At 47.5% G+C, this 24,702-nt stretch carries 15 protein-coding genes and 1 pseudogene; 8 read left to right on the forward strand and 8 right to left on the reverse strand.

Annotation, left to right across the window (positions count from 1 at the left end; genetic code table 11):
* Positions 1-38: 38 nt before the first annotated feature.
* The 4 genes from ACES2C_RS03310 (at position 39) to ACES2C_RS03325 (ending at position 6,759) form a co-directional block, all read left to right on the forward strand.
* Positions 39-2,402 carry a TonB-dependent receptor domain-containing protein gene (locus ACES2C_RS03310; protein WP_374165591.1) on the forward strand — a complete coding sequence of 788 codons (2,364 nt, stop codon included), beginning with the start codon at positions 39-41 and terminating at the stop codon, positions 2,400-2,402.
* Positions 2,403-2,416: 14 nt separating this feature from the next.
* A complete protein-coding gene (locus tag ACES2C_RS03315) occupies positions 2,417-3,634 on the forward strand; it encodes a DUF4374 domain-containing protein (RefSeq protein WP_374165592.1) in 1,218 nt (405 codons plus the stop codon).
* A 48-nt stretch (positions 3,635-3,682) separates the two neighbouring features.
* Positions 3,683-4,990: a PepSY-associated TM helix domain-containing protein gene (locus ACES2C_RS03320; protein ID WP_374165593.1), complete on the forward strand. Its 1,308-nt coding sequence runs from the start codon at positions 3,683-3,685 to the stop codon at positions 4,988-4,990.
* 695 nt (positions 4,991-5,685) lie between these two features.
* Complete coding sequence (locus ACES2C_RS03325; protein WP_374165594.1) at positions 5,686-6,759, forward strand: hypothetical protein; 1,074 nt, start codon at positions 5,686-5,688, stop codon at positions 6,757-6,759.
* A gap of 436 nt (positions 6,760-7,195) precedes the next feature.
* Here the strand turns inward: ACES2C_RS03325 and ACES2C_RS03330 are convergent, their stop codons facing one another.
* Positions 7,196-9,817 carry an alpha-L-arabinofuranosidase C-terminal domain-containing protein gene (locus ACES2C_RS03330; RefSeq protein WP_374165595.1) on the reverse strand — a complete coding sequence of 874 codons (2,622 nt, stop codon included), beginning with the start codon at positions 9,815-9,817 and terminating at the stop codon, positions 7,196-7,198.
* Between the two features lie 290 nt (positions 9,818-10,107).
* Here ACES2C_RS03330 and ACES2C_RS03335 point away from each other — a divergent pair, with 290 nt between their 5' ends.
* Together ACES2C_RS03335 and ACES2C_RS03340 are read left to right on the forward strand one after the other, a co-directional pair.
* On the forward strand, positions 10,108-11,028 hold the full coding sequence (locus tag ACES2C_RS03335; RefSeq protein WP_374165596.1) for a DMT family transporter: 921 nt from the start codon (positions 10,108-10,110) through the stop codon (positions 11,026-11,028).
* Positions 11,029-11,218: 190 nt separating this feature from the next.
* Positions 11,219-11,920 (forward strand): TonB family protein, encoded by a 702-nt coding sequence (locus ACES2C_RS03340; RefSeq protein WP_374165597.1) that lies wholly within the window; start codon positions 11,219-11,221, stop codon positions 11,918-11,920.
* Between the two features lie 60 nt (positions 11,921-11,980).
* Here the strand turns inward: ACES2C_RS03340 and ACES2C_RS03345 are convergent, their stop codons facing one another.
* The 7 genes from ACES2C_RS03345 to ACES2C_RS03375 form a co-directional block, all read right to left on the reverse strand.
* On the reverse strand, positions 11,981-12,580 hold the full coding sequence (locus tag ACES2C_RS03345; RefSeq protein WP_374165598.1) for an AcvB/VirJ family lysyl-phosphatidylglycerol hydrolase: 600 nt from the start codon (positions 12,578-12,580) through the stop codon (positions 11,981-11,983).
* Between the two features lie 428 nt (positions 12,581-13,008).
* The gene (locus tag ACES2C_RS03350; protein ID WP_374165599.1) at positions 13,009-13,701 is read right to left on the reverse strand and encodes an MgtC/SapB family protein; all 693 of its coding nucleotides are present in this window, start codon (positions 13,699-13,701) and stop codon (positions 13,009-13,011) included.
* Positions 13,701-14,702, reverse strand: a complete 1,002-nt coding sequence (locus tag ACES2C_RS03355; protein WP_374165600.1) for a polysaccharide deacetylase — start codon at positions 14,700-14,702, stop codon at positions 13,701-13,703. Before ACES2C_RS03355 ends, ACES2C_RS03350 begins: the two co-directional genes overlap by 1 nt.
* A gap of 116 nt (positions 14,703-14,818) precedes the next feature.
* Positions 14,819-16,597 (reverse strand): DUF885 family protein, encoded by a 1,779-nt coding sequence (locus tag ACES2C_RS03360; protein WP_374165601.1) that lies wholly within the window; start codon positions 16,595-16,597, stop codon positions 14,819-14,821.
* Between the two features lie 51 nt (positions 16,598-16,648).
* Positions 16,649-17,377: a class I SAM-dependent methyltransferase gene (locus ACES2C_RS03365; protein ID WP_374165602.1), complete on the reverse strand. Its 729-nt coding sequence runs from the start codon at positions 17,375-17,377 to the stop codon at positions 16,649-16,651.
* A 198-nt stretch (positions 17,378-17,575) separates the two neighbouring features.
* A complete protein-coding gene (locus tag ACES2C_RS03370) occupies positions 17,576-18,451 on the reverse strand; it encodes a flagellar motor protein MotB (protein ID WP_374165603.1) in 876 nt (291 codons plus the stop codon).
* 246 nt (positions 18,452-18,697) lie between these two features.
* On the reverse strand, positions 18,698-19,807 hold the full coding sequence (locus tag ACES2C_RS03375) for a phosphoglyceromutase (protein ID WP_374165604.1): 1,110 nt from the start codon (positions 19,805-19,807) through the stop codon (positions 18,698-18,700).
* A 446-nt stretch (positions 19,808-20,253) separates the two neighbouring features.
* Between ACES2C_RS03375 and ACES2C_RS03380 the strand changes: the two genes are divergently transcribed.
* Together ACES2C_RS03380 and ACES2C_RS03385 are read left to right on the forward strand one after the other, a co-directional pair.
* A complete protein-coding gene (locus ACES2C_RS03380; protein ID WP_374165605.1) occupies positions 20,254-22,380 on the forward strand; it encodes a gliding motility-associated C-terminal domain-containing protein in 2,127 nt (708 codons plus the stop codon).
* 829 nt (positions 22,381-23,209) lie between these two features.
* Positions 23,210-24,659: pseudogene (locus tag ACES2C_RS03385) on the forward strand (IS1182 family transposase).
* Positions 24,660-24,702 lie beyond the last annotated feature (43 nt).

The following is a 24,702-nucleotide window of genomic DNA, read 5'->3' on the forward strand; positions in this document are numbered from 1 at the left end:
GCCGGTTTCCCGGTCACTTTTAATCGTAGCTAAAAGCAATGCAAATTAACAAATTTTTGCTGATAGGTGTATTGTGCACTTACGTCATCTCTTTACACGCTCAGACCCCAACATCTGCCATCACGGGGCATCTTAAAAGCACTGCGGGAGAGACCGTCCCGGCTGCCACAGTCACACTTCAAAAGTCCCAGTTCTGGGCAGTCTCCGACCACAGAGGCAACTACAGGATAAAAAACGTAAAGCCGGGGAGCTATAGCATTCGGGTTAAGGCGATGGGCTTTAAAACCGAAGAAAAAAACATCACCGTAACGGCGGGACAAGACTTAAACCTCGATTTTCACCTAACTGAAAGTACAGAAGAAATGGAGACCGTTACAATCAACGGTCGTACGCTTGCCCAGGAGACCAACCGGCAGGCGTTCAACGTAACGGCCGTCGACGCCAAAAAGCTGTACAACACCACCCTTGATATTTCGGGTGCACTCGACCGTGTAGCAGGGGTTAGGGTGCGTGAATCAGGAGGTGTCGGATCAAACTTCAACCTCTCGCTAAACGGTTTCTCGGGCAATCGCATCCGTTTCTTCATTGACGGCATTCCAATGGACAACTTCGGATCCTCCTTTCAGATCAATAACATCCCAATCAACCTGGCCGACCGGGTAGAAGTGTACAAGGGCGTTGTCCCTATGTGGCTCGGCTCCGACGCACTCGGAGGAGCGATCAATATTGTCACGAACGACCGATACCGCAATTACATAGACGCCTCCTACTCCTACGGCTCCTTTAACACCCATCGCAGTGTTCTAAATGCTGCCGTCACTTCCGAAAAAGGTCTGACATTTCAGCTCAATGCGTTTCAGAATTACTCTGATAATGACTACAAGGTACAGGTAGAGGCCTCTGATCCAAACACCGGAGTCTATGCCCCTGAAGCTTCATTGCGCCGGTTCCACGACAAGTACCACAATGAGACAGTGATCGCCAGCATTGGGCTCGTCGGGAAAAAATATGCCGACAAGCTCCTGCTAGGATTCACCGCCGGAAAGAACTACCGCGAAATACAGACAGGGGCGCGCATGACCACCGTCTTCGGAGCCTGGCATACCCGGGGCAACATTCTGATGCCGTCGCTGAAATACAAGAAGAACAACCTGATCAAGGGTCTCGACGTCACCATCAATGCTAACTATAACCTCGGGAACGAACGGAACATTGATACGGCAAGCAGAAGGTATGACTGGTTTGGAAACTACAAATCTGCCGGCAGCAACGGAGAGAGCAGCGGGGGTAAAACCCTTTCAAAATACCGGAACAACAATGGACTGGCCACGGCTATGCTGAACTACCGTTTACGCGACAACCACTCGCTCGCCTTAAGCAACGTCTTTAGCACCTTTACCAGAAAGGGACACGACGATGTAAACCCAACGAGTACTCAATTCAGAGAACCGAAAAAAACAAGGAAGAACGTACTCGGGCTCGGTTACAGCTACGATCTCCCCAATAACTGGAGCGCTACGGTGTTTGGAAAATACCTTTATCAGAAGAACGAGGCAGGGACCGGCCCCTCAGACGGGAACTCCTTGAACCGACTGGGTTATGGCGCTGCCCTGTCGTATTATGCAGCCCGCAATCTGCAGCTCAAGGCGTCTTATGAATTCGCTAACCGCCTCCCGGAATCAAATGAGGTATTTGGAGATCTCATCAACCTGGAGGGGAATGCATCACTTCGCCCCGAAAAAAGCAACAACATCAACCTCGGGATTAACTATGGCTTCACAGTCAGCGGATCTCACCACTTCTACCTGAACGCCAACGCGATCTACCGGAAGGCCGACGACTTCATTTACAGCAGGTTCAATCTTAACCAAACGAAACTCACCCTTGATAACCGGGATGGAGTACGGACTGTAGGAGGAGATCTCGATATCCGATATTCCTATAAACAGCTTCTCTCTGCGGGAACCTCTGTTACCTACCAATATCTGACCAACCTGCAGCGCCTGGAGAAAGATGCTGAAGGGAATTATACCATCCCGAGCAACGTCTATAAGGACCGGATGCCGAACATCCCCTACTTTTTTGGAAATTCAGACGTCTCTGTGAACCTGAAAAACGTGCTGAGCAAAGGCAACAACCTCAATGTAACATACAACCTGCTGTATGTTCACGCTTTCTGGTTGTACTGGCCAAGCCAGGGAGGGAGGCAGGCAGCAGATGGGAAACGGGAAGTTCCTCAGCAGCTTTCACATGACCTGAATCTTGTCTATACGCTGGCCAAGGGCAGATACAATGTCGGATTAGAATGCAAAAACTTAACCGACACCCCTCTTTACGACAATTTCAGTCTTCAAAAGCCAGGCCGTGGCTTCTATCTCAACCTCAGATACTTCATCAACTAAATACAGCAAATAACATGAAATCAAACATTACGAAAGCGGTTTTAGCACTGGCTGTAGCTGCCGGTCTCTCATCCTGCTCAAAGAACGACGACACCACCTCACGTACCCGTGGCAATTATATCCTTGCGGTGACGCCTAATGCGTCCACAGGCGTTGCCGATTACCTGCTTAATGTGGGCAGTCTCGACACAGGAAAAGTTTCGACAAGGGGCAACGGGCTCGAACAGGATGGCACCTACAGGTACTACGTCACGCACAACAATAAATTCTTCAGCATGCTGTACGGACAAGGCAATCCGGGAGCCGTTACTACTTACACGAACGATGGGGGGCTACTCAACAAGGTAAAGAACTTCCAGACGGAAACTGTCCAAGCTTTTGCTCCCGTGAAAGACGATCTGCTGCTTGTTAAAATCCCCAGGAATATCAGCAGTCCGCTTGCCAACTGGTATCGTGTAAACACCAATTCTATTTCCATTGAGGGAGAAGGCACCATTGACGTGCAAGCCTTTGCCCCTAAAGGCGAGTCGGCCTTCTTCAGCTGGGTGAAGCAGGTTGGCGATAAAGTATATGCCCCTTACTTCACCATTAAAGGCTGCTGCGGTGAACCGTTTGCGACCGACTATCCCGACAGCGCCTGGGTTGCCGTTTTCTCCTATCCGCAGATGCAGCTTGAGAAAGTTATAAGGGATGACCGAACCAGCTTCATCGGCAGATATTTCACAGATGGACTTTCCCTTGCTGAAAATGGCGATGTGTATGCGTTCTCCTCGTCCGTAGCGGTCAAGAATAAAGTGATCACCTCAACAAAGCCCTCTGCCATTACCAGGATTAAGGCCGGCACTACAGAGTTCGACAAATCTTATTACTTCGATGTTGAGGCAGCATCGGGAGGATACAACGTCACCAACTGGCTGTATCTGGGGAACAACAATTTCCTTGTTCACAGTGCAACGAAGGAAGAGAAGGGCGCTTACGTAGCAGGGAAGACCCTGGCCATCGTGAACGTGGTGAACAAAACCTTCACCAAAGTAACCGGCCTCCCCGAAATGGCTGCCGTAAACAGCATTTGCACAGAAAACTACAGCCCCAAGGATGGCCGTACCGCCTACGTGGGCATTAATCTAAAAGACGGAACAAGCCGTGTGTACAAGATAGACGCCACTACTCACACAGCCCGGGAGGGATTACATGTGGAAGGCGGACCGATCACGGCAATCCACCATTTGTAATAAAAGAAACGAGATTCTCACCCTGCATCATATTTATAAACAGGAACAATGACAACGGCAAAGTTCAATCCCGGCAACAAGAAGAAACAAAAAGATTCGCTCTTTAAAAGGATCAATAACTGGCTCCACCTCTGGCTCGGACTGATCTCCGGTGTCATTGTCTTCATAGTTTGTGTCACCGGCTGCATCTGGGTGTTCAACGAAGAGATCACAGCGCTTCTGGAGCCCGAGACAAAGGTGGAGTACCAGAATAAACCGGTGCTCAGTCCCTCGCAGCTCAGCGCTATAGCGTCGGAGAAGTTTCCGGGAATGACACCGTCCTACGCCAACTATCAGCAAGGCAGAACCATTAACCTCATTCTCAAATCGCCGGGAGAGCGCGACCGCAGAAGCGGTGGCACCTGGTTAAAGATCAATCCGTACACCGGAGAGGTAGTAAGCACAGAAGTCAGAAAAAAGGGAGAGACCGACTTTTTCAGGTTCATATTGAACGGGCACCGCTTCCTTTGGCTGCCCTTCCAGATCGGCAGACCAGTGGTCAATTACGGTACCCTCATATTTGTCGTTCTCCTGATTACCGGTCTCATCTGGTGGTACCCCAGGAAATGGAACAAGTCTACCCGCGAGAAAAGCTTCAAAATAAAGTGGGGAGCCTCTTTCAAACGACTTAATCTCGACCTCCATAACGTGCTCGGATTCTACTCCCTGTTATTTCTTGCAGCCATTGCCCTTACAGGAATGGTCTACGGCATTCAATGGTACAGTGACGGACTTTACTGGGTCACTACCGGAGGGCAGAAAATGGCTAATTTCAGAAACTTTGAATCCGACTCCCTGCAGGCGGGCAAACATTACACTCCCCAAGAGGCGATGGACATTGCCTGGCAAAAAGCCATTTCACGTCACCCCAGGTCAATGGGCTTCTACTATAGTTTCGCCGATACTTCTGACCCAAAAGGGGTGATCAATATTTCGGTATACCCAAGCAAAGGCCAGTTTTATGACAGTCAGGGCTATACCTTCGATCAGCACACAGTAAAAGAGATCAAAAGAGAAGACATCTACGCCAAATCCTATCAGGAAGCAAACTTTGGAGGGAAGCTCCGGAAGATGAATTATGATATCCATGTCGGCAGCATCCTCGGCTTTCCCGGCAAGGTATTGGCCTTCCTGGCTTCGCTTATAGGGGCGAGCCTCCCCATAACCGGCTTTCTTGTCTGGTATGGAAGAAAGGTTAAGAAAAAGGGAAAGGGGATACAAAAAGGCAACGTTAACAGACAGGCAAAACGGGAGACCAATACGGCAAAACCGCCTCAGCGTCTGGCCGCCCGCCCCCTGCAACTCACGCGCATGTAGAAGATCCTATTTAGAAACGAAACTCCCGGTCGCGGGCGTTCCCTCTCATGCTATTTTAAAAAAATCCGGACACCAAAGTTTTGAATACCTCAAACTCGTTGTAAATTGCCATCAGCACCAGCCCTGTCTGTTCCTGGTGGCAATCTGTAAAATCATTCTATTTTCAATCCTCCTTTTTTACTGACAACGGTCTTATCCCCGCCTGACCTACGTATGTCCTGCTTCGGACTGAATGTTCAGTATTTCTCGGGTATCTGCACATTGAGTCCACATGTTACGGTGACATGTGGACTCAATGTGCTATAAAGACAGATTTACGTTTGACTCTTTCCGAAGCAGGTACAGCTCAGGACCAGTCCTGGAATCAGGTCATATAAAGTAATAAAGATTAAAGGGTGAGCAGCCGGAGGAGCAGGATCCTGACGGGATCAGGCTGCAATGAGAACGCTGCTTATACTATTGGCGCCGTCAACCAGAAGAGCCCTTCCTTTAGGCAGCCAAACTGTACAACCGGCCCTTAAAATCCGGGCAGAAGGATTAGTTCAAATTTACCTTTTTTCAGAAAACGTGTTTATTTTTTCTTATAAAAATCCTTATTTTTAGTTTTAAGAAATAAGAACCACAGTTTCGTCGCCATGCAACCTTATCCGTTCAGCTGATGGCCCCGAAGCTGAACTAAAAAAGAAAGGAAAAACATGGCAATAGTTGACAAAAAAGGAGGGCTGCATGGCACCGTGGCCCATGTTGTCTACCGAACGGTGGGCGACTTACAGGTGGTGCAAAGCCGGCCACGCCGGTTTAAGCAGACGCTGGCAACCCGCGAGAGCGGCGTTGAATTCGGGCTCGGCAGTAATACCGCTTGCATTATCCGTAACGTGATGGAATCCGCTTATCATTCTGTAGACAGGGGCATGGGAAACCGGCTTACTGCTACTGTATTGAAATGCATCCGAAGCAGTAAAGAAAAGTTCCGCGGAGAACGCGATATTCACGATGGCAACCCCTCCTTTCTGAAAGGATTTCAGTTTAACGCGAATTCGCCTCTCAGCGAGGTGCTTGAGGTAAGGCCGGTAGTGAGCACGACGCCGGAGGGCAAGGTACAGATCCGGATTCCGGCGTTTGATTCCCACCGCCAGCTCCATAACGCTCCTGCTCAGTGCAGTAATTATACGCTTCGACTATTGGCTACGGCTTTTCATTTCCGTTCGGAGTACTCGGAATACCTGGACTACCACGATATTGAGTTTGCCCGTGGTTCGTACCTGGAAGAGCAGGTCTGGACGCTCGACAAGGAGCTGCCGGCAGGATGTCTGGTGTTGTTGAGCGTGTCGCTCTTCGCGCTTAACCGGACCAGGCTGAGCACCATGGTGGTCAACACGCCTGAATGGAGCCCTGCCGAGGTGGTGGAAGCCATACAGGTACCGCAGGGAGACCAGGAAATGCTGGATCCGGACTATATTGGCGGGAAAAATCTCTGGAAACATCCGGAACGCGAGCCCTATAAACGGACCGGCTCCCCCTTTGAAAAATACCCGTTAACGGCATATCACGGCAAGGACCTGTTCTCAAAGATCGAGCGCCACAGGGAGAAGGCGAGCGTGCAAGACCTGGATAAGTTGAACGCCGCCAGGGAAGAACTGCAAAAACGGCTGCAGGCTGAGCAGGCCAGGGGCGCTGAGTTGCCGCTGACAAGTAACGGCCTCCCGGCTCTTCCTCCTCTTAAAACAGGAAGAAAAACATTCGGGGGCTGCACGCAGAAACGGGAATAAACGTTTGCGGAATGTTCTTTCTGGCCTATATACTGAACGAAGCGATCTCATTGAGGCCCCTTTGAAACAGAATCAATAATCTCGATAACACAAATAGATTGTCGCAAAAAAGATGCATGAGCCGTACGCACAAACGGGGATGAAAGTAAGTTGAATGTTCTTTGTGGCAACTTAAGAACAAATACACTTTCACAGAAAGGTTTTGAGCCAGACGTGCCGGGCCGTGCGGGGAGCTTTGGCTTCTTGCCGGTCCTTCAATAGGATCGCGTTAAGAAACCAACAGCGCGCTTTTCCGAGCTGCTCAAAGACTCCACGCCTGGTTGTCTTCGGGCGACTTTAAGCTCTTGTGTCTCCTCGCGGAAGCTGATCCTCCGGCTGTCCCTACCTATCTGTTTCAGGCAATCGAGTCACGGGCGTTTTATTCAGCGCCTGTCTGCTATTTGCTCTTAAACCTAAGCACTGTAAATGAATAGGGCGGTAATTCCTGCGATGCTTTCATACTGACGGAGCTTTCTGTCACAACCGGTTTCCCTGTCTTGTCCGAAGGGTCGCCAGCAAGCGTCGTTCTGACGACTTTGAGGCCGGGCTTTATTCCGTTAAAGTCGAGATCCGCTTGCACCGGCACAGGAAGCACGTTGACCACCTTCAATATCAGGTCGCCGGTTTTGCTGTCCTTCACAGTTGAATACGCGATCCGCTTTTTTACCTGTTCGGAGGCGTCCGAAAGGGTTACAGAAGCGGGGATATAGTGATCGCCGGCATTCTGCCCGTACAGCTGCTGCACGTAGTATCCGATCGTAGGTTTCACCTCAGTATTGTTAAAATAAATGAGATCGGGGTTCCACTGCGTATGTCCTTCCTTAGCCAGAAGCGGAGCATAAGAAGCCATGTGAACCACATCTCCGTTCCGTTCAAGCGACGTGAGGTACACCGCTTCAGCGAGCGAAGTCTCGAGATTCGTTCTATTTCCCCCCGGCAGACTGGCTGCGTATTCGCCCAAATACACCTTCGATTTAGAGCGGTCATATTTATCGTAAAAGTCCTGATTGTTGATAAACCAGCCGGGCGACTGATAATAATGCTCGTCAATAACCGGCAGCTTCAGCTCGTTGGCGATCTTCCATCCTTCTTCATAGTCGGTTCCCTCGAAAAAAGGCCCTGCCGTTCCAATGATTGTTATTTCAGGATGAGCCTTTCTCAGGGCGTCGCAGATCATCTGGTAGCGCTGGCGGAACACGTCGGTGATCTGATCCTCGTTCCCGATTCCGATGTACTTTAAGTTAAAGGGCTTAGGATGGCCAGCTTCCGCACGTTTCTTTCCCCAGGTAGTGTTGACGCCTCCATTGGCATATTCCACCAGGTCGATAATATCCTGTATGTACTGTCCCATCTCGGACATCGGAATTCCGCCCTGCTGTCCTCCGCCGCCTGTTGATGAATTCTGACAGGGGACACCGGCTGCAATAACGGGAACAGGCTCAGCGCCTATATCCTCACAAAACTGAAAATACTCAAAGTAGCCCAAACCCATGCTCTGGTGATATCCCCAAAGGTTCCGGTCTGGCACACGTGCTTCCAGAGGCCCGATCGAGTTCTTCCACTTATAAATATTTTCGATTCCATCGCCATGTGCTACGCAACCTCCCGGGAAACGGACAAACCGGGGATGGATATCGGCAATCGCCTGAGCCAGGTCAGGCCTGAGGCCGTTGCTGCGTCCCTTAAACGTCTTCTGCGGGAAAAGCGAAACCATATCGAATGCGAAATCACCAGCGCTTAAAGGACTCAGTTCCAGACTTACATCGGTTGCCGTTGCAGATGGAACGAGGCTCGTTTTCACGCTCTTCCATGCCGCGGAAGGCGAAGAGATCACACCCTTGGCCAGCACACCCTGTGATTTACTCACCAGGCGGGCCTCTATCCTATTTCCTTTGCCAGCTGCTGCTTTGACAAATAACGACAAGCTATAGCCCTCACCTTTCTTTACGGCAATCCCGTCAAAGCCGCTATTGACGAGCGCGGCACCAGGAGAGCTGACTGAGACCAGCGCATAATGAGGGTTATGGGGATGTACCGGGCTAACCGAATCAACGCGGAAGCTGGCTTGTTCACCCCTTAGGCTCCAGGCGTAACGGCTGTTCCAGTCCTTATCATGGTATTTCTTATCCTGTAGCCGGTACTCAAAATCACGGTTCTGAACTAACTCAGCATACAATCCTCCATCGGCTGCGTAGTTAATATCCTCAAAGAACACGCCCATCAGCATGTTGCTGATCTGCTTTGACTTTTCCGGGTGGAGAACGATCTTAGCCTCCAGCTTTTTGAGATTCGCGTATCGCCTTGCATCATCCCTGGTAGTTTCTGAATTTAAAGCGGCCTTGTACTGTTGCCGCTCGTAGCTTTTCTGAAGGCCATCAATCAGGCGCCATGCTACACGATGGATCTGCCCGGTAAACGTTTCTCCGCCGAGGCGAACCGTAATTTCAGAACGCTGATATTGACTTTTATCTACTTCTTCGGCGGGCGAATAATTCTTGAAATCTTTTGTTGTGGTCTGATAATACTTGCCCTTACTGTCGGAATAAGTGATCCGATAGGTGTCACGCTGAGGGTCATACGAGATGACGGGCTTCAAGACATTCTCCCCTTTCTTGAAATAGGGATAGCTTTGAGGCCCCCAGTATGTAAGATCAGAAGAGCTGGCGTGTGCAAATTGAAGAGTGTAATTATTCAGCCCCCAGACGAGCTGCCATTGGCCATCCTTTCCCCGGATGAGGTACGGATCGAGCATCTTCTTCTCGCTCCCCCATGCGCCATAGTCACTTTTCAGGAAGGTATAGTCGTTGCCGATCCGCGTCCAGTTTTGACGGTCCTGACTCCAGGCAAACCGCAAGCCGTTCACCCCGTAAGAAAAGAGGTATACGGAATCAGGCTGGTCATATCTGTTCATCGCTGCAGACGCCTGCTGACTCATGGAGAACAGTAAAAAAGCGAAGACGAACTGGAGCCTTAACGAAAGAGTCGTTGATGGTACGAGGCTGTGAAATGAAAAATTCATAGACTTTGGTTTCTGGTTCCTTTGTAACGGCTAACAGTGAAGCCGGACAATGATTAACTGGTTGTTTAACAATACAAATATAATATTAAATGTCACAGACACAATTATATTTTTCTTTTTAGGATTTCATTACTTCATCTTTTGGTCGGCCTGTTCTGGAGCTGCGAGAGCTCCGAAAAGAGACTATTCCTTTCCGGACAACCTACAGCCGCAATCTTCATATCACAATAAATGAAGGGATACTAGTACGGGAAGTGAAACAATAGTACCTTTGCGCAAAATTTCCAAAAGTGATTAAGTACGTGTTGATGGTACTTGCGGGTGCGGCAAGTTTCGGCATTTTATCCTCCTTCGTTAAGATAGCATACAGTCAGGGGTACACTCCCGCAGAGATTTCGTTCATTCAGGCCCTGATGGGGGCAGGTGCCTTGTGGTCGTTCTTCTTGGCATCGAAAAAACAGAATGCAAAAGCAAAAGATATCTTGTGGCTGCTTTTCGCCGGAGCCTCTATCGGTATCACTACGTTTCTGTACTATCTTTCTGTAAAATATATTCCAGCTTCAGTTGCCATTGTTTTGCTGATGCAGTTCACCTGGCTTGGGATCCTGATCGAATGGATCCTGTTTAAAAAAAGGCCGATGGTACTGGAGCTTGTTATCACAGTGATCATACTTGCAGGCACTATTCTCGCCAGCGGCCTTACCGGTCAGAAAGAATTTAATTTATCGCCTAAAGGCGTGGGCATTGTTCTGGCCTCCTCACTCGTGTATGCCATTTATATTGTAGCAAACAGCCGTGTGGGAAAGAACGTCTACTGGCAGAATAAGAGCGCCTGGATTATGACCGGCTCGGCGGCCGCTATTTTTCTTGTAAACTTCCATACAGTCGCCTTTGAAAACCACATTGGCCCGCATCTGCTTAAGTGGGGACTATTCCTTGCCTTCTTCGGCACCGTTCTCCCTCAGATCCTTTTCGCAGTGGGAATGCCTAAAGTAGGCGCATCAACAAGCGGCCTGCTGATGACTGTAGAGTTGCCTGTAGCGGTTGTGACGGCACACCTGATCCTGAAAGAAGAAGTCAATCTGGTGCAGTTTTTCGGCATTGTGATCATGCTGAGCGCAATCATCGGGATGAACGTGATCAAGCAGAGAGGAAAGGCAGCGGAACTGGTAATTAAAGGCACTGAGGGGGATTTAAAAACAGCCGAATAGCCAGAACTGCGTGTCATTAGCCTTCAGTGAAAGATATAGAAGGCATGGAGCAGTGACATGGCTGACAAGTTTTCTGTTGGCAGATCATCATTTGAATACATTTAGTTATGGATATTGTCGCTCTTCTTCATCTCAGAAATATATGAAATGGCTTATCTTATCGCTTCTTCTTTGTTTGATCCCCTCAGCCATGTTAAAAGCGCAAGCCCCTGATCTGGTTAGAACAATCTGCCGCGATACCATCAACCTAAGAGGAAGAGTGATAGATGCCGGCGGGAGGCCCGTGCCTGGGATAGAGGTACACTCGAGCGGAGAGAATCTAAAATATCCTAAAATTTTTCTCGGAGCATTAACAGACAGCATGGGAGTTTTCAGGATTGAGGGAGCTCTTTTTAATGACACAATTACAGTTGTTTCCGCCGGTCGGGATATGCCAAAGTACTACAACAGAGGGAGCAGGTTCATCACCATACAGCTGCCTCTTATTCTACCCAGGCAGTTGTCTGCGGGAATAAGCGCCAGGCGGTTCGTTGCTACCCGGAAACCTTGTTTTACTACGGAACCGGAAGACTACACCTGTATGCTTTCATATGCGACCAACGCATCACTCGTTGGAGGAGAGCAGATGTTACAGAAGATCGTCTCCAGTCGACTCATTTATCCGGCTAAAGCAATAAAAAACAACATTGAGGGGACCGTGAGGGTTGCGTTTACAGTGGAGAAAGATGGATCAACGTCTAACTTCTCCGTCTTGGACAGCATAGGCTATGGCTGTGAGGAGGAAGCGATACGGGTTTTACGAACGATGCCCAAATGGAGTCCGGCTATGAGGGGCGGCAAAGCGATAAAGTCGCAACAAACGGCGGCCATCACTTTCAGGCTCGAAGACTAATACGGTCAGCCAGACACTATTATTGCTCTTAAAAAAACGCACCACCAGCCTTACTTATTGCTACTCTTTTAAACGCTGCCGCGGATTTCGCAGGTTAAAAGGCAGGATACTGCGACCAGCAGATGTAATGATACGGCCGTAGCCTCCGGTGTAATGATGACCGCCGGGAAGTATTGAGAGATGAAAGTTCTTTGCTGAAACATCTGCAAGCGGCTTATGATCTTCGTCCTGTCCGTAAAAACAGTAGATGGGAACTTTGATTTTAGATAATTCTTCCTTCACCTTATAGTCCCTGTCATCGCCACCGAGGTTAATCAGGTCGGTGAGGTAAACTTCAAAGTCGGTGGACAAAAACGGAGATAAGAGCTGAATTTCCGTTACTCTGGCTTTCAACTCATCAGGGAGCCGGTTATAAATGAACGGGACTACGTCTGCGCCGAAAGAATAGCCGTTCAGCGTGATGCGGCGGTTGTTCCAAAGCTTCATGTACCGGGTTAACAGACGGGTAAAATCGGCAGCAGTTTGCTCAGGGGTTTTCCGGTGCCAGAAGTAAGACCGGCTGTTAAAGCCTATCACGTCGTAACCTGCCTTTGTAAAGCTAACGGCGAGGCTGTCATTAAAGTCAAGCCAGCCGCCATCGCCGGAAAGCAGAACAACCATCCGGGAGCTTAAAATATGCGAGGACCTGTACAGAATTAAAGGAAGGTCTAAATCATTGCTTACAGTTCCGCTGTTGCGCAATATTCTTTCCCTTCTTAAGGTACTGCAGCCGCTTAAAAATCCGATTAAAACAAGTGCAATTAAAAAAGTGGTTTTGCTTCCCGCCTGAGCCAGTTTCATGTGCTAAAAATAACGCATTTAAGAGAATTTAGATTGACAGAAACAGGATTCTTCTTGTCTTCAGCCCTTTGTACGGCATTTTGGATAGTGCCAAAATGGAGAGCAAATTACGCGGGGTGCAAGAGGGAATTAGTACTGAACAGAATAACAAGGGAATGCGGATTGACAAGAGGAACATTCATGAGCTGACAGTTCAGTGGAAATGAAAGTTGCTTGAATTAATAGAACAAATAGCCACAGGAGGAAGATCAGCACTCCAGCCTGATAATGTCCTGTTCAGCAAGCAGTGCTGCTGTAAAACTCTCCTGCCTTTTATAGGCACCGATGGCTTGCCATACCAGTATTATTTCCCCGTTCTCTACGATTTGTTTCAGCAAGCGGTATTTCAATCCATGGGAGGCGAACAGCGCTTCGTATTTTTGCCTTGCTCCTTCTGAGTATGGGCATTTGACGGAGTATTCTTTGGCCTGATTTACGCGGAACAGGTAATTCTCAATGGCGGGAAGTACGGCCAGGATAATAACGATCAGGACGCTGGCGCAGGAAGATGCAAAATAAAAGCCTCCTCCTATTCCCATGCCGACGGCAGCAACGGCCCAGATGGTCGCGGCAGTGGTAATTCCGTTCACCTGATTCTCGCCACGAAAAATAACACCGGCTCCAAGGAATCCAATGCCGGTAACGATATTAGATGCAATACGGTCTGTTGAACTTCCAAAACCAAGGTGGACCGACATAATGGTAAAGAAACATGCTCCTACTGAGATCATGATGGTAGTACGGAAGCCGGCGGCTTTCCCTCTGTACTCCCTTTCTGCACCGACAATACTTCCCCATAAAGCTGCCAGCAGGAACTGGATCAGGATTTCGAGATTGAATTGCATATCGCCTGTATATGATGCTGCTACACGAATGTTATCTATTACTCCTGCCAGGGTCATTACTGCTTAAACTCCTCTCCTACGCTTTCACTAAGACCGTACATCAGCCACTGCCGTCTTTGTATGGCACGCTTTTCTTTCTCCAGCAAAGCTGTAAACTCTTTTACTCCAACGGGTTCATTCCCGTTGCCATGTATCAGCACGATGCTCCCTGCACGTGCTATCTGCCCCTTTGCCAGCCATGCATCACTCCCGACGGGGATCAGGCCGTACGATAAAAGTTCATTCGTAACTTTTTGATCTGATACCAAGCCAGGAAACCGAAAAAATACGGAGGGGAGTAAGCCACGTTCAAGCATTGCCACTTCCGTACGGATCACTTCCTGACGGAGGTCAGTTCCGGGAGCAAGGATAAAATTTGACTGAATGGGCGCCCTGGGGGCAAAGTGATGGTTGTATGTGTGATTTACCCAGGTAATAGCGATATCACCACTTTTAACCAGGTTGTTGAGCCAGTTGATGTCGTTTTGATGACGCTCCATGAATCTCCCGGTTATTGAGAGTGCAACGGGCACAGGCCTTTCGCACTGCTTGAAGCCCGCAATCAGGGAGGTAAATATACTGCGGTCTAAGGGATGGTGAGAAGGGCAGAGATCTATGGTAAGGGTAATGCCTTTCTCAGCGGAAGAACCGTGGGTGATGCCAGCATCCTGCAGAGCGCGGGCATTATCGGCAGCCAGATGGAGGGCTTTCATGTAGGGAGTTTCCTTATAGAGCTGCTGCAACTGAGCCCAGGTCATTTGCCTGGGTATAAGCTGAGCGTGTGATACGATAGCCGTTTTCAGGGAATTGACGTCTGCCGTCAAATAAAATATAGTGCCGGCTTTCTGAAATTGCCTGAGAACAAGAAGAGGACGTCCATTTAACCCGGCAGCTCCATAACACACCTTATAGTCTTTTATATCTTCGTTTCCCGAGGCCCCCGCAATCAGGGGGATGGTTAGCAGGAGGATAAGAGACAGGAGCGGAAAAGAACGACGCCTGCGACTAAGAACACCCATTTCTGAAGTACTAACAAAATAATCTTCAACAATTCAAAGTTAAGCAAATGGCACTATCGCACCAATTGCTCAGGCTCTTTTACGTTGAAGTGACTGGAAAGTTATAGAGCGCACATCTATTTCTGAGAAGCCGCCCAGGCATTCATTTTTTCCTCGAACACGCTCAGAGGGAGCGATCCGTCTTTCAGCACCTGATGATGAAACCCGGCAAGATCAAACCTGGCACCCATCATCTGCTCATACTTACGCCTCAGCTCCTGTATCTTCATTGACCCCGTTTTGTAGCCAAGTGCCTGTGCCGGAATTGCCATGTATCTTTCAATTTCGGCAGTTGCTCCCTGCTCACTGATGGCTTCGTTCTCCATCATATAGCGAATGGCCTGCTCTCTTGTCATATTTTTCGTGTGGATGGCCACATCAACAACAAGACGTACTGCCCGATGCATCTCATCGCCCAGTGCACCCATATGCTGATAAGGGTCGGTATAGAGTCCAAGTTCCTTGCCTAGCGATTCACAATAGAGCGCCCATCCCTCCACGTACGCATTATGGAATCCGAAGCGGCGGAACCTGGGCAGTTCGGTATTTTCCTGTGTCAGCGAGATCTGGTAATGATGACCAGGGATGGCTTCGTGAAGGAATAAAGACTCCATTCCTGAAGTGGTATTAAAATTAGCCGCATCTAATATCGGCACATAGAAAATTCCAGGTCGCTTACCGTCGGCAGAGCCCTGACTATACTCGGCGCTTGCCGATTCTGCCCTGAATGCTTCTGTCTGACGGATCTCAAACGGAGTCTTTGGAGTATGATTGAACATCTTTTTCAGATTAGGCTCCATTCTTTTGTGGATGCTCTCAAAGGCAGCGAGAACTTCAGATGGCTTCTTGTATGGCATAAAGCGCTTATCCGTCCTCATATAATTGAAAAAAGCATTTAAATCGCCTCTGAACTTTACCTTGTTCTTAATGCTGTCCATGAGATGCCTGATACGGGCGACCTCCTGTAATCCCGTTTTATAAATTTCGCCGGGGCTCTTTGTTGTAGTGGTTTGCTGCCGAACGAGATAGGCATACATTTCTTTCCCTCCGGGTAAAGATGAAAGGCCTGACGTTGTTCGTGCGTCAGGCAGGTATTCATTCTTCAGGTAGTCGCCCAGTCTTTTGTAGCTTGGAACGATCTGTTGGAGGATAGCAGTACGATACGCAGCGGTGAGACGCTTCCGGTCGGCCTCAGAAAAAGAGGACGGCATATTACTGACGGGACCGTAAAAGATACTCTTCTCGGGTTCAGGGGTAACCATGGCGTACATTTGCGGATACATCTTAACTACGAGTGCTTTGGGGAGCACGATGCCAGCCTTTACACCTTTTCTGAAATTGGCAATGGCTGTATCTGCCCATACAGAAAACGCATCAATCCTTTTCAGCCAATTCTCGTAGTCTTTCACGGTCTTAAAAGGCTGAGCTCCGGTACCCGATCCGAATTGCCCGATAGTGAGCGGCAAGGCGTACATCTGATTAAAGGGCATGTACTCGAAGTGAAACTGTAAGCCTTTGAGGTTTAATTCGAGCTGATCCTTCATGACCTTATACGACAGCCGGTCGTTCTCATTAAGACTTTCCGGCTCATAGTGCTTCAGACTATCTAAAAAGCGGTTACTATATGCCTTCACTGCGTTTCGAAAGGCAGTTGTGCCGTCGTTTGGCAGCTGATCGTTATAGCGGTTATCCCCTGCGTAGGTAGCGTTGAGGGGATATAATTTGAGTCCCTCTTCATAATACAGATCGCACAGGGCGTTAAATCCTTTATTTTTAGCACCCGCACTTGTAGTTCTTCCCGAATTGCAAGAGAGCAAGAGAAAGCCCAGGGCGAGCAGACATACGAATTTCTTCATTTCCACTTATTTTGGGATAAAAATAAAGAAATCTCTCTTTTATTATTATCGCTATGGCAATCCCTGTGTCATTGCTTTACCCAAGAAAAAATTAGTTTCGAGCCTGCGTTCTAAAGGATAACGCAAAAAGCTGTCGTGATAGGCTTTTTGCTTTCGGAGCTTAAAAAAGATGGCCCAGGCCATCGTTGGGAAAAAGCGGGCTAGCGGCTTTGCAAGTGCAGGCGGAAAGGGATAAAAATTGCTTCCGCCGAAGTCGGCCAGAACGTATGAATTATCGGAGGCGTTCACTAAGAGCTTCAGGACATCCTTCTTGGTGTACCCTCTAACATGGGCTGAATTGTTTTGAATAGAGGTGGGCTGTTCACCTAAAACCAGCAGGAGCCGGTTATGAAGGGAAGCAAGGTTGGGAACTCCTATTACGATGTGACCTCCCACTTTTAACACCCTGCTTATCTCATGGAGTATCCACCATACCTCTTTGCAATGCTCAAGGATTTGGTTGCATATGACCACGTCCACGGACTCTGCATCAAAAGGGAGCACATCTCTCTCAATGTTGAGGTTATGTACCACGATCTGGTGAGCCTCCAGGTCTTTGATATAGGGAGGATAGCACTCGACGGCGTGAAGACGGGAGGACGGGTTGTTGTGCTTGAAGATGAGGAGATCGTCGCCATGACCGGCTCCGAGGTCGAGAATAAGGGCGTTGGCCGGTTGATTAACAGCGAACTGATGGATAAGATGTCGACCGTAATTAAGGCTTTTGTCGATTATTTTCATTGCCAGGTTATCTGCTACATTGTATAGGCAACAGCCCTCAGCAGCTTTGGTTTCACAAAGCCCTCGAAATCAAAGACTATTGCCCGACAACAAACAGATAAGGAACGTTTATCATCTAATTCCACGTGCAATCAACTAAAAATAAAAGGAGCACAGGTGACACCCATGCTCCTTTTATTTCAGATAATTTCAACGTGATTATTTTGTTTCATCCTGGCCTTGCTCAGGCGCTTTGCCGATCAGGTCCATAAACTGGTCGAGCTTAGGAGTAATAATAATTTGCGTGCGTCGGTTCTTAGCGCGGCCCTCTTCGGTAGAGTTATCAGCTATCGGATTGTATTCCCCGCGCCCGCCGGCTGTAAGACGTCTCGGCTCTACACCATAGTTGTTCTGCAGGGCCTGCACGACGGAAGAGGCACGAAGTGCACTGAGATCCCAGTTGTTCCGGATGTTCTTTTGAGAAATAGGTACATTATCGGTGTTCCCTTCTATCAGCACGTCGTATGTCTTGTAGTCTTTGATAATCTTGGAGATCTTCGATAATGTTTCTCCGGCTCTGTCAGAGATCTCATAGCTACCTGATTTGTACAGCATATTATCAGACAAAGAAATATAAACCACCCCTTTTAATACCTGAACGTTCACGTCGCGCATTTCCTGCTGACTTAATGAACGGGTAAGGTTATTGGTGAGCACCATGTTGAGGGAATCGCTTTTATTCTTGGCATTGACGAGCTGCTGGATATACTTATTGGAGCTGTTGATCTCATCTACCAGTTTGGAGATATTGACATTGCCCTGGCTGGTGGAGTTAAGACACTTGTCAAGGGCCTCCTGAAGCGATTTGACATTGGCTTTCTCTGAGGCGATCCGGTCTTCCAGATTCGACACTTTGTTGTTTGCCACAGCCAGACTTCTTTCTGTCAGCAGATATTTGTTCCGGAGATCACGCGTATTGCTGTCAAGACGGTTATACTTCGTTTGCAACGACTGGTATTCCTTTTTGCTAACACAGCTTTGGCCTAACATGGCAGCAAGGGCAAGAGCAAGTATTGATATTCGCGTTTTCATCATATTTACACTTTAGTTAAAAATTGAACATTACAAATTAAACTGACCAAACTTAAGAAAGTTTTTCTTATGAAAGTCGACCCTACTTCTACCAAATGAGGAAAGAAGGACAATTCCCCACTCCTTCAATAATAGTACCAATACTTTAGACTGTACCGCGGGCTAAAACGTTTATCTCTACTTACAGTATTTATTGACTACTCAGCGCTCTGCATTGTTTGTTAATACAAGGTATCCAAAGCCATAAGGTTATTTGATGCTGGTAAGTGCCCCTACTTCCTTAACGCTTTCAGCAATTGGATGATCAGCTTTAAACTGAAAACCCAATAAATTTGCCATTAATTGTGCAAGCTGTTTCTGGTATAGTTGCATGCTAGTTTTTACTTCTCCGCGCGGAGGAACATTGGGGGAGAGCAAGGCAAACCATGTTTGACTAGCGCCTGCTATCTTTTTTCCGTGGCTGGTCCACAGGGGCCCCTCGCCTCTGCCGTGATCCACGGTGATTAATAATGCTGTTTTATCTTTGTAAGCACGGTCTGTCTGGACAAACTCCCATATTTCCTTAATCCATTCGTCGACCTGATGCGCCGCGTTCAGATATGATTTATACTTGCCTGCGTGCGCCCATTCATCAGTCTCACCGTACGCGACATAAAGCACTTTCGGCTTGTGCTTTTCTAGATATTCCATGGCTGCGTAATGTGTAAACACATCCAGACATTCAGCAGATCCCCAAGGCTTATAACTGTCTGCCAGCATATTTTCAAGCATTTTTTCCCTTTCAGAGGGATGCCTTCCACCGATCGGATCAAAAGCGGCAGTGACGGGGACACCAGAGTTCTCTTCATTCAAAATCCTGTTGAATGCATCCCAAGCTCCAAAAGCAGCTACCTTTCCATTAAATCCTTTCTGTTGCTGGAGATACGCCAGAATAGTAGTATTTGGGTTGTTCTCGAAATCATTGGAATTCACTCTTTCATCAACGTATCCCGTGAGCAGTTCGCTGTAACCAGGGTATGAAAACCAGTATGGATTATCATTGTCAACCCTGGTACCCGCCGACCGATTTCCATACAACTGACCACGGGATACTACCTCATGCCATAGGAAAGGGAACAGCTTCTCTCTACTATCTTTCTCTGTCGGCCCTCCATAGTCGGCGTTGATGGAGGCGGCGTTGTTTTCATTGAATTGCGGATTATTACAAATAGAAGTATCGACACCTTTAAAAATTTCCTGCCACCGTAACCCGTCAGTGGTTATAAGTATGAGATTCTCGACTTTTGTTTGACCAGACAACTCGTTCACTATGAACAAGATGAGAAGAACCCCAAGGGTTCTCTTTAGCATTTTTTCCATTTTTTATAAAACATCACCCTTGCGGGGCATTTCGAACAAGGTTAGGAAAAAAATATACAACAAACTTTAACAATTAGTTAAGCAATTGTTTCCGGAAGCGCTTGTTACGCCAATTGACTTATCACGTTTTAAGATGATTCGCATCACATTTCACAGACTTACTGCCGACATTTTTTTCAGGATAAAGCTTTTGGCAAAATTTGGCAAAAACATGTAACTCTTTTGGCAAACAGTCAGTAAAACGCAGTACTTCATATCTATGAAGGACAGGGACTTGGGAACTATATACATTATTTATGAGTTCAAAACATACCCTTTCCTTCTCTTGTATTAGGAAACACACACAGTGGCCCAAAGTCACTAAAGAAAGAAAAAGCAAAGAGCTAGCAAAAATATTAGTACTGTTTTTACTGGCATTATCATGGGCAGGAGTTAAAGCTCAAAGCTTGAACGCCTGGGGAAGCTATTACAATGGCAAAGAAAGTCCAGCAGCGGCAACCCCCATTGTTTTTAGCTCTCTTAGCTGGAAAATGGTGTCGGCAGGCGACAGATTCGCTCTGGCAATTAAGAACGATGGAACGTTATGGGGTTGGGGAGATAACTCTAAGGGCGGACTAGGAATCGGTGCGGACCTTTCTCAAAAAAACAATCCTGTTCAAATTGGAACTGATAATACATGGTCTACCATCGACGTGAGCTATCTGGGAAGCAGCTACGCGATTAAGAAAGATGGCTCGCTTTGGTCATGGGGGGATAACAGGAAGGGGCAACTTGGATACGGCACAAACGAGGCGCCTCAATTAACACCAAGACAGGTAGGATCAGCAACTGACTGGAAAGACGTAAAAGCCGGCGACTTTTCCGTTCTTGCACTGAAAAAGAACGGTAGTATCTGGACTGCCGGAACCTCAGCCTTTGGACAACTGGGAGACGCAACAGACGCAGACCGGGCAGAGTTCAAACAGGTGGGAACAGACCTTAACTGGTCTACCATTGCTGCAGGGGCAGAGCATTATCTTGCTATTAAAACCGACGGCAGCTTGTGGGCCTGGGGATTGAATGCTTCCGGCCAGTTAGGTGATGGGACAGTTGATAATCGGAATACTCCTGTTCGAATAGGTAGTTCCAACAATTGGAAGTGCGTTGCTTCGAGATTTGCGAGCTCTTTTGCCATTGACAACCAAGGAGTCATCTGGGCGACAGGAGACAACTCCTACGGTCAGCTGGGAGATGGCACTGAAACAAACCGGACCACCTATAGCAAAATTGGCACCGACACAGACTGGAAAATTGTCGCACCAGGCGACTTCCATACAGTAGCCGTAAAGAAAGATGGCTCTTTATGGTCCTGGGGCTGGAATTCTAATGGGCAGCTGGGAGATGCGACAGTTGTATCCAAACTGAGTCCCACTCGTTCAGCCGTGGCAGGAAAGGTAGTATATGCGGAAAGTGGCTGGACCGATGTATTCTGTTTAGTTCAAACGACCCCGGACACTCCAACTAATGTGCAAGCCCTGGCAGGGAATGCATTCAATACCTTGAACTGGAGCGCCGTTACCGAAGCAAACGTCACCGGCTTCCGTATCTACGGCGGAACAGAACCTGGAATACTAACGCTGATGGACACAGTTAAAGCGAATATTAGCAGCTATATACATAATAATTTAATGAACGGGACTACTTACTACTACCGCTTGGCTGCTTATAATTCTTATGGCGAAAGCGAATATAGTCCACTAGTTCAAGCAACACCAAAAGACCTTAAACCTACTATTACGCTCAACACTCTCGCAGCTAAGCAGTATGGGGACGCAGATTTCGAAATATCGGCCAAAACAAATTTTACTGGGTTGGAAAAGAATATAACTTACAATAGCAGCAATCCTGAAGTTGCGGTAATAACGAACGGGAAAGTACGAATCACCGGTATCGGATCAACTCAAATCGTTGCAAGTCTTGATGGCCCCTCATCCTTTAATGGTATCTCCGCAGCGCAAGAACTTATAGTAACGAAAGCCGGGCAGATTATTACCGGCGAAAAACTGCCGACCCTTCATCTGGACGGAAAAAGCCACGACTTAAAGCTAAACTGCTCCTCAGGCCTTCCTCTTCAGGTAAAAAGCCTTAATCCTTTTATTCTCAAGGCAGACGGAAATACATTAATCCCAGAGGGAGTGGGGACTGCAACTATAATTGTGACGCAGGAAGGCAACGAGAACTATCTTCCTGCTGAAGCAACTTTTAATATAGTTGTGGCCGCAGGCGAGCAGGAGATCAACGTCCACCAGGCTGTTTCTCCAAACGGGGACGGCATAAATGACAATCTTATTCTTGACGGCCTCGGCCTATACTCGGATTACGAACTCGTCATCGTAAACAGAAACGGCACGAAGATCCTGGAGGCTAATCAAAATGCAACGTCTATGTCAGCCGGCAGGACCATGCAATCTGGAAGTGCTTCAGTAGAGTGCAAACTTCCAGAAATACCTGCGGGGACATATTTTTACGCACTTAAGTTTAAAGACGCAGAGACTTGGAAGCATCAGACCGGATATTTTGTTCTGAAGTATTAACAGAAGAACTTTTAAACAGGAATAGCGGCTTACCTGGCGGTAAACCGCTATTCCTGTTTAAAAGTCAGATGAGGCCAAGACTTTCAGTTGCAGGTACGACGCGTCTTCTGCAACGATATTAGGAAACTGGTTGGTCCGGAAATCTTTAATAATGAAGTTCGGCCTGTTTCCTTCGATACTATTACTCAACAGGTGTTATAAGGCAAGCTGAGCAAGCTTTCCATTGCGCGGCCTTGCCTTATTAAGCTAAGTCAAACAATACCTCTTTAGCCTACTAATTATTATGAGAAAATCATAAACAGAGCTTACCGATGACAACAAGATAATATGCAGAGACGAAGGATCAGCAGCACTATGCAATAAATAATGGCAACTGGCTATTCCTGTGCAGAAGTAGGATCAACCTAATTTAGCAAAAAGCGTATCAGGACCGTGCCCCTAATATACATCCTATTAAGTTTCCTTGTATCATAGTGGGCTGCAGATGTTGCGATTTGCTAAGACCGACGTCTAATATTCTTTAAAAGAGTATAAAAATAGCGCTTTACCGGTTCGCGTTGTTCGCGTACCATTAGGAACTTGCGACCTCCTCGTTGCGGTTAGTTGAACTTGCGCATTTCTCCACCATATTAGCGGTTCGACCGGACTGTCTTTCAGCTCAGCAATGAAAAACAAACAAAATAATGGCTGACAGAACTTTTTGTATGTATAAAAAAAGAGACTAGCATTTTTGAGGGCACTGAAAAAGTTCTAAGGGACAAAAGGAGTAGAAGACGAGGGTTTTCTGCTCCTTTTTTGTATCTTAAAGTGTCGAAAGAAAGACACTAAGATGCTTGCCCAACAACAACAGATACAGTTCAGCGCGTTTTCAGGGCTATATGACCTGATCGTTCCCAAAGACAATCTACTGCGTAAGATCAACGACCTGATAGATTTTACATTTATCTATGAAGAACTGGTCAGCAAATATTGCATGACCAACGGCAGGAAGGCTGAAAGCCCTGTGCGAATGTTCAAATACCTGTTGTTGAAAACGATCTATACGGTTTCGGATGTGGATGTTGTTGAGCGTTCGCAGTATGATATGTCCTTCAAATATTTCCTTGATATGTCGCCTGAGGAAGGAGTTATCGACCCCAGTTCATTAACAAAGTTCAGGAAGCTGCGGTTAAAGGATAATGATCTGTTAAACCTGCTCATTAATAAAACAGTAACAATAGCTATTGAAAAAGGGATCATCCGGTCAAAGTCTATCATTGTTGATGCTACCCATTCCCTGTCGAGGTCAAACCCTTATTCAGCCTTGGAAGTACTACGGGAGCGTTCAAAGCTACTGCGCAAAGCGGTATACGCGATAGATGAAGACATGAAAGCAATAATGCCTGAAAAGAACAGCACAGAGGAATTGGATAAAGAACTGGCCTATTGCAGTGCATTGGAAAAGTGTATCGAAGCTGACAAGACGCTAAGCCAGATACCGTCGGTAAAAGAGAAGTTGAATCTGTTGAAAGAGACGGTGGCAGATACGCAGGAACACTATACATTATCCAAAGACAGGGATGCCAAAACAGGCCATAAATCAGCTGATAGTTCATTCTTTGGTTACAAGACCCATTTGGCGATGACAGAGGAGCGCATCATCACTGCTGCTGTAGTTACTTCAGGGGAAAAGGGCGATGGCCCCCAACTCCCCAAACTGTTGGAGATCAGTCAGCAAAATGGCATTAAAGTAGAAACGGTCATCGGCGATTCAGCTTATTCAGGGAAAGATAACCTTGCCTTAATGAATGGACAAGGCATCAAAACGGTGGCCAAACTGAACCCTGCCATCACCCAGGGGTCAGAAAAGAAGAAGATAAGTTCGATTACAATAAGGACGCTGATATGTTCGTCTGCCCGGCGGGACATCTGGCCTTCCGAAAGGCACGTTGCGGGAAAAAAATATTGGAGAAAACCAGGTGGACACCTATTACTTTGATGTTGAAAAGTGTAAGGTTTGCCCATTGAGAGAGAATTGCTATAGGCCCGGAGCAAAGTTCAAAACCTACTCGGTTAGTATAAAATCAGACACGCACCTGCAGCAGATGGCATTTCAGGAAACAGACGAGTATAAGCAGAAGATCAAACACCGGTATAAGGTCGAAGCCAAGAACAGTGAACTAAAAAACGTTCATGGCTATGGCCGGGCGATAGCCTATGGCATCGAAAATATGCAGATGCAGGGCGCACTGGCCATCTTTACTGTAAATCTGAAAAGGATCATCAAACTGATCAACTAAGTTCCCGGAAAAATCACGCCCGATTGCCCAATCTGTTCTGTAT

It is taken from the genome of Arcticibacter sp. MXS-1, from assembly GCF_041902385.1.
GTDB lineage: Bacteria > Bacteroidota > Bacteroidia > Sphingobacteriales > Sphingobacteriaceae > Arcticibacter.

Coding starts and splice junctions, on each gene's coding strand:
- ACES2C_RS03350 (WP_374165599.1), bottom strand. CDS start 13,701: ATGACCCTGGCAGGAGTAATAGATAACATTCGTGTAGCAGCATCATAT.
- ACES2C_RS03320 (WP_374165593.1), top strand. CDS start 3,683: ATGACAACGGCAAAGTTCAATCCCGGCAACAAGAAGAAACAAAAAGAT.
- ACES2C_RS03355 (WP_374165600.1), bottom strand. CDS start 14,702: ATGGGTGTTCTTAGTCGCAGGCGTCGTTCTTTTCCGCTCCTGTCTCTT.
- ACES2C_RS03365 (WP_374165602.1), bottom strand. CDS start 17,377: ATGAAAATAATCGACAAAAGCCTTAATTACGGTCGACATCTTATCCAT.
- ACES2C_RS03310 (WP_374165591.1), top strand. CDS start 39: ATGCAAATTAACAAATTTTTGCTGATAGGTGTATTGTGCACTTACGTC.
- ACES2C_RS03340 (WP_374165597.1), top strand. CDS start 11,219: ATGTTAAAAGCGCAAGCCCCTGATCTGGTTAGAACAATCTGCCGCGAT.
- ACES2C_RS03360 (WP_374165601.1), bottom strand. CDS start 16,597: ATGAAGAAATTCGTATGTCTGCTCGCCCTGGGCTTTCTCTTGCTCTCT.
- ACES2C_RS03345 (WP_374165598.1), bottom strand. CDS start 12,580: ATGGTTGTTCTGCTTTCCGGCGATGGCGGCTGGCTTGACTTTAATGAC.
- ACES2C_RS03370 (WP_374165603.1), bottom strand. CDS start 18,451: ATGATGAAAACGCGAATATCAATACTTGCTCTTGCCCTTGCTGCCATG.
- ACES2C_RS03315 (WP_374165592.1), top strand. CDS start 2,417: ATGAAATCAAACATTACGAAAGCGGTTTTAGCACTGGCTGTAGCTGCC.
- ACES2C_RS03325 (WP_374165594.1), top strand. CDS start 5,686: ATGGCAATAGTTGACAAAAAAGGAGGGCTGCATGGCACCGTGGCCCAT.
- ACES2C_RS03375 (WP_374165604.1), bottom strand. CDS start 19,807: ATGGAAAAAATGCTAAAGAGAACCCTTGGGGTTCTTCTCATCTTGTTC.
- ACES2C_RS03330 (WP_374165595.1), bottom strand. CDS start 9,817: ATGAATTTTTCATTTCACAGCCTCGTACCATCAACGACTCTTTCGTTA.